The following is a 17,648-nucleotide window of genomic DNA, read 5'->3' on the forward strand; positions in this document are numbered from 1 at the left end:
CCTTCCCCTGCGGTGTGATCCCTGCCAGGACGTGCTCCCGGCCCGACGGACCCTCGTGGTCGGTGGCCGCAACCCCGGTACGTCGCACAGGACTTCGGATACGAGTCCCGCGGCGAGGTGTCCTGCGGCGTGCCGGCCGGGTCACGCTGCGCCCCCTGGCGGCGATCACCACTCTCGGCGCACGGGGAACGCGGGGGGAAGGGGATACGGGTGGCCGGAAGCGTCCCTGGCCCGATCTGGCCGGGTGGTCTGCCCGGCGCAGTGTGGGGAGTCCCGGCCTGCCGCATGCCCGTGAGGGGGCGGAGGAGGTACCCGCCCGGTCGAGAACACCGGGCGGGATCGCGGTGGGGCCCGGAGGGCGCCCGGGCAGCACGCCGCGGCGCCGCTCACCTCAGCGCCGTACCAGGAGTCATGGGCGGGCCTGCGGATGACCGGTCACGCCCCGCCCGGGCTGGACGCTTGCGGTCCAGGCCCCTTCAGGCCAGCGGGCCGGGCTTCCGCGGACGGTGGGACGCGGGAAGACTGGAGTCGCCCGGCGGCGCCGACGAGACGGCAGCACGGCCCGCAGCCCATGAACCGCTCTTTCCGCCACCACCCGTTCCGGGATCACGAATGCCTGCTCACCTCTCAGCGGCCCGCACGAGCCGCCCGTCGGACGACCGGAGCGATCTCCCGGGCCCGGCGCGGTCAGCGCGGTCGTGCGGGCAGCCATCCGTGCTGGACGGCCCGGACGCCCGCTTCGAACCGGCTGCGCGCGCCCAGCCGCTCCATGAGGTCGTTCGCGATCCGCCGGGCCGTACGCGTGGACACCCCCAGCCGCTTGCCGATCGTCTCGTCCGTGTGCCCCTCGGAGAGCAGGGAGATGAGCGCGGCCTCCTGAGCCCTCAGGCCGTGGGCGTCACGGACGGGGGTCTCCCCCAGTGGTTGCGCCGCGGCCCACACGCTCTCGTACAGCGCGCACAGCGCGGTCAGCGTTCCCTGTCCGGTCAGCACGACGGCGCCGCCCGCGGTGTCTTCGCTGCTCACGGGTATCACGGCGGTCGACCGGTCCACGATGATCAGCCGGGTGGGCAGGGAAGCGGCGGTGCGGACCTCTCCACCCGACGAGGCCATCCAGCGCGCGTATTCCACGGTCGGCCTGTGGTGGCGGACGCTGTCCAGGTACACCACCCGGGTCCGCACCCCGCGTCCCAGCAGCTCGGCGTCCAGCGGCCGGGACGCGGTGATGTTCTCCTCGGTCTGAGGCCCTCCAGGCGCGAAAGTCATCACGTCGTGGCGGACTTCACGGGTCAGCCGCGCGAGACGGTCCCGTATCCGGTCCAGGCCGATCAACTGCTCGACTCCCGGGCTGGCGCCGGCAGGGCGCAGGTCGGCGTACTCCGAGATCAACTGGGCGGCGGCCGCGCGGGAGGCCTCCAGCCGCTGCTGCTGGGCGGCGATCCGGGCCTGCTGCCGGGCCATCAGGACTTCCATCCCGAGGTCGGGCGAGACCGCGCGCAGTCCCCCGTTCTCGGCCGACGGCCGGACCAGCGCGAGCTCGCTGAGGACGTCGAGTCCGTCACGTATCTGCTGTTCGGTCGCGCCGACGCGGGCGGCCAGGGCCGCGACCCCGTCTCCCGGCGCGGCCAGCATGGCCCTGTAGACGGATTCCGCCATCGTGTCGAGACCCAGCGCGGACAGCATGCGATTCCCCCCGGAACTGCTCATCTCCAGCACAAAAGGATCATCATATGCCCGCAGTGGGAGGGCAGGAGGAAGGGGTTATGTACCTCGTACACGCGCACTTGCAACCGCCGGCCCCGGGCGATGAACTGCCCCCCGGCGTGCGCGCTCTCGTCTACGCGTGCGCCCGTCCCGAGGACGGCGTGGAGCACGTCAGCGTGCACGGCGACGTGCCCTCTGCACCAGTGCTGGGCCTCTTCCTCGTCGGCGACTCGCTGGCCCGGGCGGAAGCGAGCGCGGCAGCCGTCTGCGCCCGGCTGGTCGAGAGCCGCCCGGAGTTGTCGGGCTGGATTCTCCTGCGCGCGGAAGCCCCGCTGCTCGTCCTCGACGGACAGTGAGGAACGGACAGTGAGGACCGACGAGGCACCGTCCGGGGCTACGGCTCCCGGGGCCGGTCCGGCGGGACACGGAAAGCCCGGCGTCAAGCAGGCCGCCCGACGATCGACACGAGCTGCCCCGCAGCAGGTGGCCACAAACGGCCGCTGCCGTTTCCGTCCATTCGCCGGCCCTTCACCCTCCGCCGACGTGCGGCGAAAGTAGTTCCTGCCCGAACGGACACCCATCCCGAAGACGCTCGGACCGGAAGGCGCCACCGCGGGGCGCGACCGATCCCGGACACGTGTCCGACGTGCCGACCACGCTCAGGAACGGAAGAACCCCATGTCTCGTATGCGCATCGCCCAGGCCGCCGCGGTCCTCGCACTCGCCCTCGTCGCCCCGCTGTTCGCCGCCTCGACGGCCGCTGCCGCGCCCGCCCCGTCCGTCCCCACCGCCACGGCGCAGGGAAACATGGGCTGGCAGTAGGGCAACGCCGGCCCTTCGTAGCGAGGGACGGCGGGAAGCGTGGCTGCCCCCTGGCCCTGCCCTGCCCGGCGCGGGCGAGATCGTGCTTTCGGACGATGCCGAGCCCGGCGGGATGGACGCCGTCGCCTTCGAGGCGGCAGTCGCGAGGGATCTTCCAGGTCTTCATGCGGGCGAAGACGTGCTCGACCCGGGCCCGGACGAGCTCGTGGGACTTGTTGCGGCCTCGCCGGCCGTGATCCGTACGCACTCCAATACGACCTCGCCCAGGTCGCATCCTCCGCTGTGGAGCTCGCGCTGACGCTGGGCCCCGCCGCCGTGGGCGAGCAGGGCGGCGAGGGCTCGGTGCGCCTCGTCCCGGTCCCCGCTGTCGCGCAGGGCCGCGTCGGTGTGCTCCAGCAGCACTTCCAGGGCCGCTTCGGCGGGCGTCTCGCGCATCGTGCGGGGGTCGAGGAGCGGGCCCTGGAGTCCGGAGCGGGCGGCCCGCCAGGACGCCAGGCGCAGCAGTCCGGCCGGGATGCGGGCGGGCGGTTCGCCGTCGCGCCAGGCGCGGGCGGCGGTCTCCACGAGCCCGCGGGCGAGGGTCGCCACCAGCACGGTGGTGTCCGCCTCCAGGCAGACGTCGGCGACGCGGATCTCCACGGTCGGGTAGCTGTGCGAGAGCCGGGCGTCGAAGTAGATCATGCCCGTGTCGCGCAGGACCCCGGTCGCCAGCATGTCGCTCACCCGCTCGTGGTAGCCCTCGGCGCTGCCGAAGGGCTCGTACGGCCCGGCGGACGGCCACCGGTTCCAGACCCGGCTGCGATAGCTGCTGTACCCGCTGTCCTGTCCGTCCCAGAACGGCGAGTTGCCGCTGATCGCGTTCAGGAGGTACAGCCAGGGCCTGATCCGGTCCAGGACGGCGACGCCCTCCTCGTCGGACTCCACCGAGACGTGGACGTGGCAACCGCAGGTGAGCTGCTCCTGCGTGGTGAGGGCGAACTGCTCCGCCATCCACCGGTAGCGGGGGCCGAGGTTGCGTGACGGTTCCACCGGCAACGGCGAGGTCGCCAGGGCCGCCACCCGGGCGCCCGCCTTGGCGGCGTGACGCGCCGCCTCCCCGCGCAGCCGCACGATCTCGTCGCGCAGCTCGCGCATGTCGCTCATGGGCCGGGTGGCGAACTCCAGCTGCTCCTGGTGCAGCTCCTTCTCGAACGCACCGTGTTCCTCCCCGCCCCCGCCGACCGCCTGGGCCGCCAGCACCGCCGGCGACACCGCGAGCGGCTCGCCCGTCGTGGCGCTGATGAGCAGCAGCTCTTCTTCGACTCCTACGGTGCGCATGCACAGCTCCTGTCACGACACGGGCAACGCCCGACCGACCCGGACCCGACTGGCGAGTCCGCAGGTCATGCGTATGCCCGGCAGATCGAGAGTGACGCCTCTCGCCGCTCGAAGAGCGGGCAGCGGGCCGCGCACGGGGGCAGGCGATCCCGGTACCACCGGGGTCTCGTCGTCACTGCGGGCGCAGGGGCCGGGCACCGTACACCCGGATTCGTCAGTCGAAAAACAGCACTCACACCCCACCGAGGCAGGGTGTGGGATGGTGGAGGGGATGGACCGTTGTGGTTCCGTCGCTTGGAGCGCCGCCGTCGATGGACAACAGCACCACCTGGTGCTTGTGGTGGCTTTGATCGCCGGACATGAACACCTCCCGCCTGGCGGGACGCGTTCCGCGCAGCCCCCGCTGCCTCTTCTCGCTTCCAGGGCTGATACCCCGCACGAGGGGGAGCCCGTCGTGAAGTCCTACATGGTGCTGGTACACCTCTACGGATCCGTGGCGGTGGTCACGCTGTGCCCGAAGACGGGCCCGGCCGGCGGTGCGGCGTCTGCGGAGCGCCTCCTGCAGGCGCTGGCCGGGATCGGCGCGGGGGTCGGCTCTGTGGTCCTGGACCTGGACTGCGCTCCGCGCCCGGCTCTTGCGGAGGCCATGTCGGCGGTCGACGCGTGTGCGGCCCAGCGGGAGGTCACCGTGGTCGCCCTCACCCCCGGCCGCGCCCCGTCCGGCGGGCACCGGCCCGGCGCCCCGGCGCTGCGCGCGCGTCCTGCCGGCCCGGCGGACGGCGACTTCGGACCTCGGGGCGACGGAGCGGCGCCGGTGCGGCGGCTTCGCCGGGTCATTGCCGCGCGTGCGCTGGTGCATCAGGCAGCCGGAATCCGGCAGGCCCGTCACCGGTCGCACCCCTGTGCCTGAAGCGCCCTGTCCTGCGGTGTCGTGGCACGTCCAGCGGGTAGCGGGTGGGTGAGAATGGACGCGAGTGGCCAGTGGAGGTGAGGTGCCCGTGGGGGACTTCTCGGTTTTCCCGCAGGACGCGGGTCCGCCGTTCGGGCCCGAGGACCTCAAGCGGCTGTCGCAGGTCCTGGCGGGTTCCATGGTGGGCACCTCCGGCATCGACACGCCGGCCGCGCTGTGCCGGGCATGCGTGGACCTGCTCGACGTGACGGGCGCCTCGGTGTCCCTGACCGGTGGTGACGCCCAGACCCTCTGGTGGTCAAGTGATCCGGTGGCGGCGCAGCTGGCGGAAGCCCAGTACACGCTCGGCGACGGCCCCTGCCAGAGCGCCCTGGCCATGACGGCACCGGTTGCGCCGGTGGACAACGTCCGCGACCACGTCTTCGGCGACCGGCCGTGGCTGGCCGCAGACCCGGTCCTCGGGCCGTGGGAGAAGCTCACTGAGGCCATCGAGATGTTCGGCGACCTCGACGACCTGGCGACCACGGTGGACCGTGTCGTCGCCGACGGGTGGACCCCCGTCCACGGCCATGTCAGTACCCGCAGTGAGCTGGACGCCTACGAGTGGGCCTGCTGGGGCTCGCTGGCCTCATGGGCTCTGGACCACCCGGCCGATCCGGCTCGTGCACAGGTCCTGGAGACGGCCACCGCCCGGCGCTCGCAGTGGCTGCACGGATACCGGGACAGCTTCGGCTTCCTCTGCCTGGTCCTGCGCCGAACATCGGATTGATCGCGTAGGGCCGCCTGCAACCCCATTCGTCGAGCAGGGTGCGGTCGAGCAGAAGCCGTTGTCGGTGAGGACCCGTTCGACGGTGATGCTCCGCCGCACTATGGGAATCCTCGGACATCGCACGAAGGTCCACCCCATGCCCGCCAGGCGCAGCGGTTGACCGCACTTGGCCGAGTGACGCGTTCCACGCACGAGGACGTCCCGCGCAGCGGGGGACGGTATGCCGCGGACGTGGGCACGTTCCTCGGCCCCGAGCCGGCTCGCCGCGCCGGGGGGGTCCCACCATGGCCGACGCCGAACCGCGGCGGCCAGAAGGTGAGTACACACAGGCAACCGACTTTCGTACTGGTTCACGGAGCCTTCGCGAACTCCTTCTCCTTCGCGCCCCTTCAGGTCGAACTCGGCCTCCTCGGGCACCGTTCGGTCGCCGTCGACCTGCCCGGGCACGGGTTTCAGGCGACCTACACCCGCGCCTATCAGTCGCCTCGGGACCCCGACGGGCTGGCCACCGCGCCCGGCTCGATCACTCGATCGAGGGGGTCACGCTCGCCGACAACGTCGCGCACCTGATCGGGACCCTCGAATGGGCCCAGTGGAACGGTCCCGTGATCCTCGTCGCCCACAGCCGTGGCGGTGTCACGGCCGTGGCCAACGCGCGCCCGGATCTGATCGACCGCATCGGATACGTCTCGGCCTGGTGCCCGGACGACCTCGACGTCAACGACTGCTAGGCCGAGCCGGAGATGGCCACGGTCGACCCCGCCATGAGGCAGCTCGCGTGGCTGTTCGGGTTCTCGCCGGCGACGGTGTGCCGGGTCATCGGCTGCGTCCCCTGCTCACCCTCGAGCCGGCCTCCCGTTCCGCCGACGCCGATCGTTTCCAGCTCCCCAGACGCCTTCACCACGGCGGAGCGCCGCCGAGGGGCTCGTCCAAGCGCCCACGCAGCCGCCGCGGCAGGTCATCCAGGTCTTCGGGCAGCGTCAACGCCGTTACGGCGACCTGGTCCATGTGCTAGTCCCAGTCCCTCTCGGGCCCCGAGGTGTCGCGCGAGTCTTGGGAAGCGCCCTGCGAGCCACCCGGACCGTCCCCGCCGGGACCTCCCCCGGCTCCTCCACACACAACGACACAGACGCCCTCCCCAAACACAACGTCGGCCTTCACGACCACAATCAGGTCCTGAAGGCCGACGTCACGCTCAGGCCCGGGATTCGCCAACAGCGTCGGAATCCGGCCGGCCGCCCGGCTGCTTCTGACGGTCAGCCGATGGCCTGCTTGTTCTTCCAGCCCACCCCGTTGCTGTTGCCGACGATCTGCGTTCCGGCATGGGACATCTCGCCCCGTGTGCCGGCGTAGAAGCGGACCGCGCCGTCGCCCCGGATGGTCCAGATGTCCGGGATGCCGTCGCCGTTCACGTCCGGAGTGCCCAGCAGCAGCCGGACGTTGGCGGCCTGCCAGCCGCTCGCGCCATACGTGATGTCGACGCCGTTCGGCGAGGCGGAAGCGGCGGCCGAGGCCATCGAGGCGAGGTCCAGGCCCCCTCCCGCCGCCGGCTTGCCCACCCGCAGGTAGAGCTTACCGGCCGTGTCGTTGCGGTAGATCATGTCGATCACCCCGTCGCCGGTGATGTCCATGACCGACACGACGTCCCGGTCGCTCCACACGGTCGACGCCACCCTGACCGTCTTCTCCACCGTCGCGCCGTTGTAGCCGATCAGCGCCCAGAGGTCGGAGCCCACAGTCACGAAGAAGTCCGGCTTGCCGTCGGCCGTGACGTCCCCGACGGAGACGAGCTGGGTGAAGGTCGCCGGGTCCGGGGTGCCCGCCGGGAGGAGGATCTCCTGCCGTCTGTCGGTGTTGACCGCGCCGTAGCCGTCACCCGGGTATACCCAGAGCTTGCCCTCCAGCCTCGCGACCAGGTCCTGCAGGCCGTCGCCGCCGTAGACATCGCCCAGGTGGGTGATGAGCGCGCCGTTCCAGTAACCCGACGGCGTGCCGACGTACATCGGGAGGTTGTCGGTGCCGTCCGGGTTCCTGGCCGGATTGGCCCGGTAGGCGCCGGACATCGAGTACCCGATGTCGCCGGTGCCCTTGGCCGGGTCGGCGGCGGTCGCCTCCGCGGGGTACATGCGGAGCTTGCCGTTGCCGTCCACGATGAACATGTCGGGCAGGGCGTCACCGGTGAAGTCGCCGGGGGCGTCAGCCTTGTCGCGCGGGGTGACGTAGAAGAGGTACTTCACTGGATCCGAGCGGTGCCCGGCGCCGTCCACCGCCCACACGTAAAGGACGTTCGGGCCGGCCTGCGGCGGCTTGACGCCGCTGAGCGTCGTCTCGGTCGTGACCGCCGCGCCCGCGGTGCGGGCCACCGAGCCCTGTACCGCTCCCTGGTTGAAGCCGTACTCGAACTTCACGACGTCCGTCTGGGCCGCCTTGAGGGTGAAGGATCCAGCGGTGCCGAACTTCACCGTGCTCCAGGTGGAGTCCTCGGGCTGGTTGCCGAAGCCGTTGTCCGAGGCGTCGCCGTCCGGGAACTGGGTCGATTTCACCGTCGGTGCCGTGGGCCGCTGGTTGTCGAAGACGAACCGGCACGGGACCTTGTCGGGCGAATAGGCAGAGCTGGAGCCGAACTTGTCGACGGACTTCGCCCGCCACGAGTACGTCTCGCCGTTGACCAGATTGAGCCCGGTGCTGCCGGTCTGGAACGGGCCGGCGTAGGCCGTGGCCGAACCGGTGCTGCTGCCCACGCCCTTGCGTCCGGCACCGCCGAGTAGGTTCGGACCGCTGGAACCGAGCTTGCTCGCCCACAGCGTGAAGTCCACCGAGCCCAGGTTGCCATCCTTGTCCTTGGCGCTCGCCCACAATGTGAGCTGGGACGCGCCGAGGCTGATGTACGGGGCGGTGGTGTCGCAGCTCAGATCCGGATCCAGGTCCAGGCCGGTCGGTGCGTCCGGAGGCCGGTTGTAGTGCAGGTCGATGTAGGGGTCGTGGCCGCCGTTGGCGCGGAACTTCTTCCACGCGAACTGGTCGTGCTCGTTGGTGGCCTTGAAGCCCAGGGTGAGCGTGGGCCAGCCGTAGTTCATGGCCTTCTGCGCCGTGGACTTCACGTCGAACGCCACGTATTCGTCACGGCAGCCGGTCTTGTAGCCGTGCGCGAAGCTGTCGCGGCCGATCTGGTTCCCGTCGTTCATCGACGGAGCGTTCTTCCAGTTCGTCTTCGAGCTGATGGCGCCCGTCTGGTGTACCGACATGCTGCGCTTGTTGCACGACCAGGAGTACGTGTTCAGGGTCCGCAGGATGGCCTTCTCGACCTTCGCGCCCTTGAGGTCGGGGTCCCAGTCGATGGTGAAGAACGAACGGGAGGTGCCCCAGGTGTCGGACTCGTAGCCGACGCGCGCCTCGTCGGTGCCGCCCTTGTTGAAGTTCTTGCCGTTGTAGAAGCTCGCGTTCTGGTGCCGGCTGTAGGCCGTGGTCCAGTCGTTCGTGTGCTTGCTGACCGACGGGTCGACGAAGACCGGGTAGACGGTGCTCGGATCGTTGAGGAAATCCTGGTCCGGGATGAGCACCCAGTTGCCGCCGTCGAGATGCGTCTCGACCAGTGTGCCGTGGGAGTCCGGCTGGGGGCCGTTGAGCGAGGTCAGCGACAGTGTCGCGGCCGCTCCGGACTGCGTGGGCTCAGGAGTGGGCTCGTCGGGTACGGGCGGCAGGGTCGAGTCGCCGGCGGTCTCGGCGGGGTCCGGCGTCTCGTCGGAGGCGCCGGGGAGGACCTCCTTGAACGGGTCTCCCGCGTCGTCGTCGACCATCGAATCCGAGGGCTCGGGTGTGGGTGACTCGGACTCCTCGGGCTCCGCCGGGGCGGTCCCCGCGGACTCCGAGGGCAGCACCTCGGCCGGGGCGGTGGCATCGCTGCCGGCCTGCCCGTCGGTCTGCGCGGGAACGCCCGCGCTGTCCCACATCAGCGGAGTCGGGGACTCCGCGATGTCCTCGCCGCCCTCGTCCACGGCGGACACGACGCCCGTGACCGCGTCGAGCTCGAAGCTCAGGGTGGTCGAGGACAGGCCGTACGCCAGCCGAGCCACGCGCGGGTCGGCGGCGGCCGCCTTGTTCTTGACGACGAGCAGCTGCGCGAAGCCGCTGTCGCCGGCGGTCAGCACCAGGTCGGCCCCCGGAAGGATCTCGGGGTACAGCGCGCGGGGACCGTCGATGATCGGCGTCGGAATCGCCTCGGGCCAGGTCAGCACGATGGAGTGGGTGCCCACGTCGATCGTGGCGAGAGTGTTGCCGGTGCCGGGAGTGATGCCCTTGGCCGGCATGAGCGAGACCCGGCGCACCGCGCGCGTCGCCCGCTTCGCTGTGGTCTTGCCGCCCCCGGAGAACACCATCGCCGTGTTCGTCGCCTTGGGCGACCAGCCGCCACCCACCCGCTTCAGGTCCGTGTCGATGGCCTTCCAGACCCCGTCGGCCTTGGCACGTATGGGACTTGAGTGGACGCGCCGCATCAGCGAGCCGCCCGGCTTCGCCCAGGTGGTGGAGTACGCCGTGCGCAGGGCGGTCGCCTCAACGGGCTTCCCGGTCTTCGCGGCCTGCAGGGCGGCCTGGTCCTCGCTGAGGGGAGTCCCCTGCCCGACGCCCGGCAACTTGGCCGAATCAAGCGCTTCCTCGTCCCCGTTGAACCCTGCATACGCCAGCCCCGAGACGAGAACGCCGGCAGCCGCGGCAGCCGCGACCGTTCTTCGTCCAGACATGCGGCGCCATCTGCTCGTCATGAGCAAGATTCCCCTTCCCCCTCCGGCCCGGCCGTGCGACGGCAGACCGAACCGATTCCAGTGCGAGCAGATCATCACCCACGGGAGGGGCCCCGTCACCCGCGTTCGATTGCGAAGAGTGTCCAGCGGCAGCACCGGCGAGCGGAGGAACCGCGGCTCGGTGCCGAGAGGAGAGGCCCCCAGCCACCCTCGCCGCACTCTCTAAACCGGCCAAACAGTGCGATAACTACTGTGAATTGCAGGCGTTTTAGAGGGATTACAACAATACTGCCGCGTGGTGATCGGTTTGAGCTTCAATCCACGCGACTGTCCCGCAAACTGCGGTTGCATCGCATCCCTTCCTTTCGTGCCACTGCTGCCTGCTACGTAACGTGATCACTGTCACTTGATCATTCTTACGCTGGTTTTACGGCTGTTGAGCTGCGCACAATCGCGCCTGTCCTGTGACACCTGGGCGGGCCGGGTCCTGCCCAGCTTCCGCTCAGCAGTCCGGGGGGACTCGCGTGCCAGCAAAGCCATCCGTTCGAAGACGCCTGCGCACTTACCTCGTGCCGTCAAGCGCCGCTTTGATCTCCCTGCTCCTTCCAGCCACGGCGATGGCGCAACCGCCGGACCCCGCACGCGCCGAGGTCCCGCGCGACTCACTCGCCCTCGACGCGTTGCAGAAGCGGAACTTCGTCCCCGAGAAGGACGGCAGCACCGGCCTCGACCGCATCGGCGCCAAGGCCCCGCTCAACCTGGCCGAGGCACCCGCGGGTACGATCACGCCGCCCGCCGCCGGTTTGGGCACCGTCGAATTCGAGGCGCCGGTCCAACCCGCGGCGCTGACCGGTGACGCGGCCGTCGAGCCCGCCGTATTCACGAACGGCACCGCGGCAGCAACCACCGCGGCCGCCACCGCATCGGCGACCCCGGTCGCGCTTCAGCCCGCCGACGACCTGCCCGTCAAGCTCGGCCAGGCAGCGGGCGAAGCCGCCCCCACGGGCACCTGGCAGGTGGCGATCCAGGACCGTACGGCGCCCGCCGCGCAGGAAGTCGACGGCGCGCTGCTGACCGTTACCGCGCCCGCCACCGGCTCGGTGCCCGTCGCGGTCCAGCTGGACTACGCCGCGTACCAGAACCTCTACGGCGCCGACTGGGCCTCCCGCCTGCGCCTGGTGCAGTTCCCCGAGTGTTACCTGACCACCCCGGACGTCGAGGAGTGTCAGGCGTACGAGGAGCTGGAGACGGTCAACGACCCCGTGACGAAGTCCGTCACGGCCACCGTGGACACGGCAGCCGACGGCACCGTCGCCCCGGTCTCCGCCCCGGCCGCCGCCGCCCCCTCGGGCATCATGCAGGCCGCCTACGTCACTCCAGTGGCCGCGGGCGGCGACAAGGCCGTGGTGGGCACCGTGGACTCGGGTGCCGGCGAGGGCGGTTCGTTCAAGGCGACCCCGCTCATCCCCAGCGGCAAGTGGGCGGCCGGCGGCTCCTCCGGCGCCTTCACCTGGTCGTACCCAGTGTCTGTGCCACCGGCTCCGGCGGGACCCGCGCCGTCCATCGCTCTGGAGTACAACTCCCAGACGGTGGACGGGAAGACCGCGACCTCCTCGCCGCAGGCCTCATGGGCCGGTGAGGGCTGGGACTACGACCCCGGTCACATCGAGCGGCGCTACCGCACCTGCAAGGACGACACGAAGGAGGTCGGCGGCGAGGCGCCCAACAACACGGCGAAGGAACAGCAGACCTCCGACCTGTGCTGGACCTCGTTCAACGCGGTCATGTCCCTCAACGGCCAGACGACCGAACTCGTGCGTGTGGGCGAGCCCGCTGCCGGCGAACCCGATCTGTACCGTCCGATGAAGGACGATGGCCTGCGGGTCGAGCTCAAGACCGGCGGGACCAATCCGGACAACGACGGCGAGTACTGGGAGGTGACCACGCGCGAGGGCACCAAGTACTACTTCGGCCTCAACGCAGTCGGCGGCGGTCACGCGGACACCGACTCGGTGTTCACCGCCCCCGTCTTCGGCAACCACCCGGGCGAGCCCTGCCACGCCGCCGCCTTCGCGGACTCGCGCTGCAATGGCTCCGCGAGGAAGCAGCAGGCCTGGCGCTGGGGCCTGGACAAGGCGGTGGACGTCCACGGCAACGCCATGATCGTCAACTGGCACGCGTCCACGAACTACTACGCGGTCAACAAGAAGACGAAGACCCCGGAGAAGTACACCCGCGGCGGTCTGCCGGACTCCATCGAATACGGCCTGCGCAACGACAACCTCGGCGGAACCCCTTCGGCCAAGGTCGACTTCTACCTGTCGCAGCGGTGCCTGGAAGGCGCCGCGATCTGCGCGTCGGAGAACTTCGACAAGACCGACGACCCGGCCGCCTTCCGCCCCTGGTGGGACAGCCCCGGCAACCTCAACTGCAAGGCGGACTCCAAGCTCTGCCCGGTCTTCCCCTCCTTCTGGAACCGGCTTCGCCTGGGCAAGATCGACACCTACGGCCACCGCCCCGGCACCACCGGCCTGCAGAAGATCGACTCGTACGTCCTCAACCACTCCTTCCCGAGGGACTGGTACGACACCTCCCCGGGCCTCTGGCTGAACTCCATCCAGCGCTACGCGTACGCCCCCGGCTCCAGCAGCGGCACCCTCATGTCCAAGTCGGGTGTCACCTTCAAGGAATACGTGGTCGACCCGAACGACCTGGCCCCCAAGGACCCGCTGCGGCGCCTGAAGGACCAGCAGCTCCCCAACCTGGTGCCCCGGTCCGCGAACGACGCCCGCCCCGGCTTCAAGCGGCCGCGCATCGGCGTCGTCGCCACCGAGCACGGCGGTGACATCGAGGTCGTCTACACCGGCGGCTGCGTGACCCAGCCGTCCGTCGCCCCCGAGGCCAACCACGGCACCTGCTACCCGGTGCGCTGGTCCCCGGACGGCGAAGAGAAGCTGCCCAAGATCGCCTGGTTCAACAAGTACGTAGTGGCCAAGGTCATCGAGACCGACCGGATCACCGGCCTGTCGAAGCAGGTCGTCACCCAGTACAAGTACGCCGACGCCGCCTGGTCCAAGAGCGACGACGAGTTCACCAAGCCCGATCTGCGCACGTGGAGCGAATGGCGCGGCTACCAGACCGTGACCACGATCAAGGGCGGGGAGGTGAAAAGTTCCAAGAGCACCGACCCGGAAGCTCAGTCGTACAACGTCACCCGCTACTTCCGCGGCGCCGGCGGCGTGGTCAAGGACTCCACTGGCAAGGTGACCCTGGCCGCCGACGACGCGCCCCAGTACGCTGGGCAGACCGCCGAATCCATCGCCTACAGCGGCGCCGGCGGCCGCATCCTCAAGCGCACCACCACCATCCCCTGGTCCGTCCAGACGGCTTCACGCGCCCGTGACGGCGGCTCCGGTCCGCTGCTCGCCCACCGCGTCGGCGTCAAGCAGACCGACGAGATCCAGACCGTCGGCGCAAGCTGGCAGGCCATCCGCACCGTGACCGAGGCCGACCCGGCCACCGGCCTGCCCCTGGAGACGCAGACCGCGCTGGTGAAGCCGAACGGCACCAGCGAGACGCTGAGCGACTACAGCTGCACCAAGACCGATTACGCGCACAACCCGGCCGTCGGCCTCGCCGGCCTGCCGGTCGCCGTGCGCACGGTGGCGACCTCCTGCGCCGCCTACGCCTCGGCCGACCCGGCCACCCAGCTGATCAGCGCCACCCGCACCTCCTACGACGGCCTCGCGTACGGCGCGACTCCCGTCAAGGGCCTGGCCACCTCGGTGTCCAAGTCCGACGCGGCCGGTACCGGCTACACCGTGGCCTCCACCACGCAGTACGACCCGCTGGGGCGTGTCCGCAAGGTGACCACGCCCGGTTCGGGCACGGCCGAGACCCAGTACACACCGGGTGACACCGGCGGTCCGGTCACCTCGACCACGGCCATCAACGCCAAGGGCCACCGGACGGTCACGACCGTCGACCCGGGACGCGGCCTGCCGCTCACCGTCACGGACCCCAACGGCCGTGTGGTGCGCAACGAGTACGACGTCTTCGGCCGGCTCGTGAAGGGCTGGTCGGTTGCCCGCTCGTCCGGCACCCAGACACCGGACGTGGAGATCTCCTACCAGATGGCCGACGCGTCCCCGACGGTCCTCAAGCCGTCCGCCGTGACCGTCAAGACCATCAAGGACAACGGGACCTACGACACCCACGTCACGATCTACGACGGCCTGATGCGGCAGGTCCAGACCCAGTCCGAGGCCCACGGCCCCGGCCGGATCATCGTGGACACCCGCTACAACGACCACGGCCTGGTCTGGGAGAAGACCAGCGAGTACCTCACCCTGGGCTCCCCGAACACCCGGCTGTTCAAGCGCAAGTCCAACACGCTCGTGCCGAGCCTCACCAGGACGTTCTACGACGGCCTGGAGCGCACGGTGCGCGTGGCCACATACCACGGTGACACGTTCCTGCACAACGGCACCACGACGTACGGCGACAACACCACGTACATCCGCCCCGCGGGCGTCAGCGATCCGGCCACCAAGACGTACCGGGACGCCTTTGGCCGGGTGACGAAGATCCTGCAGTACACCAACACCACCTCGACGCTGTCGCGCGGTACCACGTACGAGTACGACGCCAGAGGCAACCGCACCAAGATCAGCGACCCGGCGGGCAACGCCTGGTCGTTCACCTTCGACGCCCGCCACCGAGTCGTCGAGAAGACCGACCCCGACTCCGGTACCGCCACGATGACCTACGACGAGGCCGACCGCGTCACGGGCATCGTCGACCAGCGCAGCTCCACGTTCACCTCGTACGACGAGCTCAGCCGGGTGACCGCCGTGCGCTACGGCTCCGCCAGCGCCGCTCCGGCCAAGGAGTTCACCTACGACTCGCTGCCGAACGGCCTGGGCCTGCCCGTCGCCTCGGTCAGGCACGACGCCGGCGGCGACTACATCAGCCGCGTCACCGGATACGACATGGGCAACCGGCCCACCGGCCGGGAGACCGTGATTCCGGCGAACCCGATGACCACCGGCGTCTCGGGCACGTACGGCTACACGTACACCTACACCCCGAGCGGCAAGCTCCTCACCGCCACCCTTCCGGCGGCAGGCGGCCTCGCCGCGGAGAAGGTCGTCACCCGCTACAACAGCGACGGCCTGGCCGAGTCCACCTCGGGTGCCACCTGGTACACGGCGGACGTCACCTACTCGCCGTACGGCGAGCCCCTGCGGACCGTCAGCGGCCCGCAGCCGCACCGGGTGTGGACGACGAACTTCCTGCACGACAACACCCGGCAGGTCCGCCGTACCGTCGTGGACCGGGAGACCGCCAACTCCTACCGGGTGCTGGACACCCGCTATTCGTACGACCACTCGGGCAAGATCACCTCGCTCGGCCGCAAGATGACCGACGCGGGCACCTCCACCAACGACAACCAGTGCTACACCTACGACGCGCTGGGCGAGCTCGTCCACGCCTGGTCCTCGAACCTGGCGAACGCGGCCGGCGGCGCCGCCTGCCAGAGCCCGGGCGGCTGGTCCTGGGGCTACCGGTCCGACGCCAAGGCCGCCCGCGGCCCGGTCGCGGACGCGCCGGACACCGTCGGTGACGCCACGGCCCCGGACGCGGCGCTCACCGACTCCCTGAAGAGCGCCGCTCCCGTCGCCGGAACCGTCTCGGGCGGTGCGACCGGCTACTGGGACAGCTACACCTTCGACGTCATCGGCAACCGCGCCACGCTGCTCGCGCACGACATCGCGGGCGACACGGCCAAGGACGTCAAGAACACCTACGGCTACGGCAAAATCGTCACGGGCAACGGGACCATCCCGTCATACCTGGCGCAGCCGCACACCATGACCTCGGTCGCCTCCACGCAGGCGGGGGGCACGAGCACGTACATGTACGACGCCTCGGGCAACACCACCACCCGCACCCTGCCGGGCGGCACCCAGGACCTGACGTGGACCGAGGAGAACCGCCTGGGCACCATCAAGGACAACGGCGTCACGACGAAATACGTCTACGACGCGCAGGGCAACCGCCTGCTGGAGAACACGCCTACGGGCAGCGTCCTCTACCTGGGCGAGACCGAGCTGACCACCGCCGCGGGCAAGGTCACCCGGGCCACCCGGGCCTACGCCCAGTCCGGCGCCCCGACGATCATCCGGTCCACGGTGAACGGGGCCGCGACCGGCCACAAGCTGGACGTGCTCCTCGCCGACCACCAGGGAACCGTGAACACGGTCATCGCTCTGACGGCAGGGCAGCCCATCACGCGCCGGACCTTCAAGCCGTACGGCGAACTGCGCGGCGCCAAGCCCTCCGCCTGGCCGAACAACCGCTCCTACCTGGGTGTCGGCATCGACGACGCCTCCGGCCTGACCCACATGGGGGCACGCGAATACGACCAGGCCGCCGGCCGCTTCGTCTCCGCCGACCCGGTCGTGGACCACGCCGACCCGCTCCAGATGAACGGATACGCGTACAGCCACAACAGTCCGATCTCCCGCAGTGACCCGACGGGCCTGCGCGACCCGGAGGAGTACGACTACTGGGAGCGCCAGCGCAGGGACCAGCGGGCGGGCGCTCCCCTTCCTCCCGTCACCACCTTCATTCCCGACGCCAACAAGCCGCGCGCTCCCGTGCCCACCGCGGCGAGCCCGGTCCTCCAGGGTCTGCTCGCGCAGATCTACGCCAAGCCCCAGGCCCAGAAGGTCTACGGAGACGGGAAGATCGCGACGGCCCTGCTCCACGAGATGAACACGGGTACGCGGCTGGACGGCGTCTCACAGTGGCACGTCCAGAAGGGCTGGGAGACTATGAAGGGTCTCGGGGACGCCCTGGAGGCGAACGACAGGGCCCGGGCCGGACTGATGAAGCCCGCTCAGGCCGAGAAGGCCCTCCTCAGTGACGCCGACGTGAAACTGGCCCGCGCGGAGGCGGCCGAGCTGTGGAACGCCCTCACCGCACCCGACAAGACCGGCAACGTCGCGGCGGTGGTGGACGGTGACCCAGGGATGAAGCGGGCCATGCAGAAGGCCCGGACCGAGGTCCTGAAGACGGCAGCGCTCTCCGAGATCACCGGACAGCAATTCGAGCCCGTCCCGTACAAGGCACCCAAGCCGAAGGGCGACGCGAAGAACCTGCGAGGGTTCGGCAAGGCCTTCGGCATCATCGGCAGCGGAGCCGCCGTCCTGTCCTACCCCGTGGACGTCTACAACTACGGTTGGGCAGAAGCGTCCAAATCGACTCTCGAATCGGTCCTGGACCCCTTGGGGATGTCGGAGGCGGCAACCGGGCTCACCTTCCGCTGCGGCATGTTCGGCGAGTGTCCCGTTGTCTACTACTGACAGAGAGAGGAGATCAG

8 protein-coding genes and 2 pseudogenes are annotated in these 17,648 nt (G+C 70.2%); 6 read left to right on the forward strand and 4 right to left on the reverse strand.

All coding sequences use genetic code 11. The features are described 5' to 3' along the window. Positions 1-687: 687 nt before the first annotated feature. Entirely contained in the window at positions 688-1,683 is a 996-nt protein-coding gene (locus tag ACFVGS_RS30485; RefSeq protein WP_384418113.1) for a helix-turn-helix transcriptional regulator, read from the reverse strand. 80 nt (positions 1,684-1,763) lie between these two features. On the opposite strand from ACFVGS_RS30485, the gene ACFVGS_RS30490 reads away from it, so the two are divergent. Beyond that, positions 1,764-2,060 (forward strand): hypothetical protein, encoded by a 297-nt coding sequence (locus ACFVGS_RS30490; protein WP_384418110.1) that lies wholly within the window; start codon positions 1,764-1,766, stop codon positions 2,058-2,060. Between the two features lie 322 nt (positions 2,061-2,382). Continuing rightward, complete coding sequence (locus ACFVGS_RS30495; protein ID WP_384418187.1) at positions 2,383-2,526, forward strand: hypothetical protein; 144 nt, start codon at positions 2,383-2,385, stop codon at positions 2,524-2,526. Between the two features lie 64 nt (positions 2,527-2,590). On the opposite strand, the pseudogene ACFVGS_RS30500 reads toward ACFVGS_RS30495, so the two are convergent. After that, positions 2,591-2,743 (reverse strand): annotated as a pseudogene (locus tag ACFVGS_RS30500) (IS5/IS1182 family transposase); the annotation flags it as partial. Next, the gene (locus tag ACFVGS_RS30505) at positions 2,689-3,843 is read right to left on the reverse strand and encodes a glutamate--cysteine ligase (protein ID WP_384418107.1); all 1,155 of its coding nucleotides are present in this window, start codon (positions 3,841-3,843) and stop codon (positions 2,689-2,691) included. The pseudogene ACFVGS_RS30500 and the gene ACFVGS_RS30505, both read right to left, overlap by 55 nt. A gap of 454 nt (positions 3,844-4,297) precedes the next feature. On the opposite strand from ACFVGS_RS30505, the gene ACFVGS_RS30510 reads away from it, so the two are divergent. The 3 genes and pseudogenes from ACFVGS_RS30510 to ACFVGS_RS30520 all read left to right on the forward strand — a co-directional run. Next, the gene (locus ACFVGS_RS30510; protein ID WP_385694960.1) at positions 4,298-4,753 is read left to right on the forward strand and encodes a hypothetical protein; all 456 of its coding nucleotides are present in this window, start codon (positions 4,298-4,300) and stop codon (positions 4,751-4,753) included. 88 nt (positions 4,754-4,841) lie between these two features. Beyond that, positions 4,842-5,522 (forward strand): SAM-dependent methyltransferase, encoded by a 681-nt coding sequence (locus tag ACFVGS_RS30515; protein ID WP_385694962.1) that lies wholly within the window; start codon positions 4,842-4,844, stop codon positions 5,520-5,522. 315 nt (positions 5,523-5,837) lie between these two features. Then, positions 5,838-6,250, forward strand: a pseudogene (locus tag ACFVGS_RS30520) (alpha/beta fold hydrolase); the annotation flags it as partial. Positions 6,251-6,778: 528 nt separating this feature from the next. Here the strand turns inward: ACFVGS_RS30520 and ACFVGS_RS30525 are convergent. Next, positions 6,779-10,261, reverse strand: a complete 3,483-nt coding sequence (locus ACFVGS_RS30525; protein ID WP_385694965.1) for a DNRLRE domain-containing protein — start codon at positions 10,259-10,261, stop codon at positions 6,779-6,781. Between the two features lie 617 nt (positions 10,262-10,878). Here ACFVGS_RS30525 and ACFVGS_RS30530 point away from each other — a divergent pair. After that, a complete protein-coding gene (locus tag ACFVGS_RS30530; RefSeq protein WP_385694967.1) occupies positions 10,879-17,631 on the forward strand; it encodes an RHS repeat-associated core domain-containing protein in 6,753 nt (2,250 codons plus the stop codon). Positions 17,632-17,648 lie beyond the last annotated feature (17 nt).

It is taken from the genome of Streptomyces sp. NPDC127114 (assembly GCF_042677525.1).
Classification (GTDB): domain Bacteria; phylum Actinomycetota; class Actinomycetes; order Streptomycetales; family Streptomycetaceae; genus Streptomyces.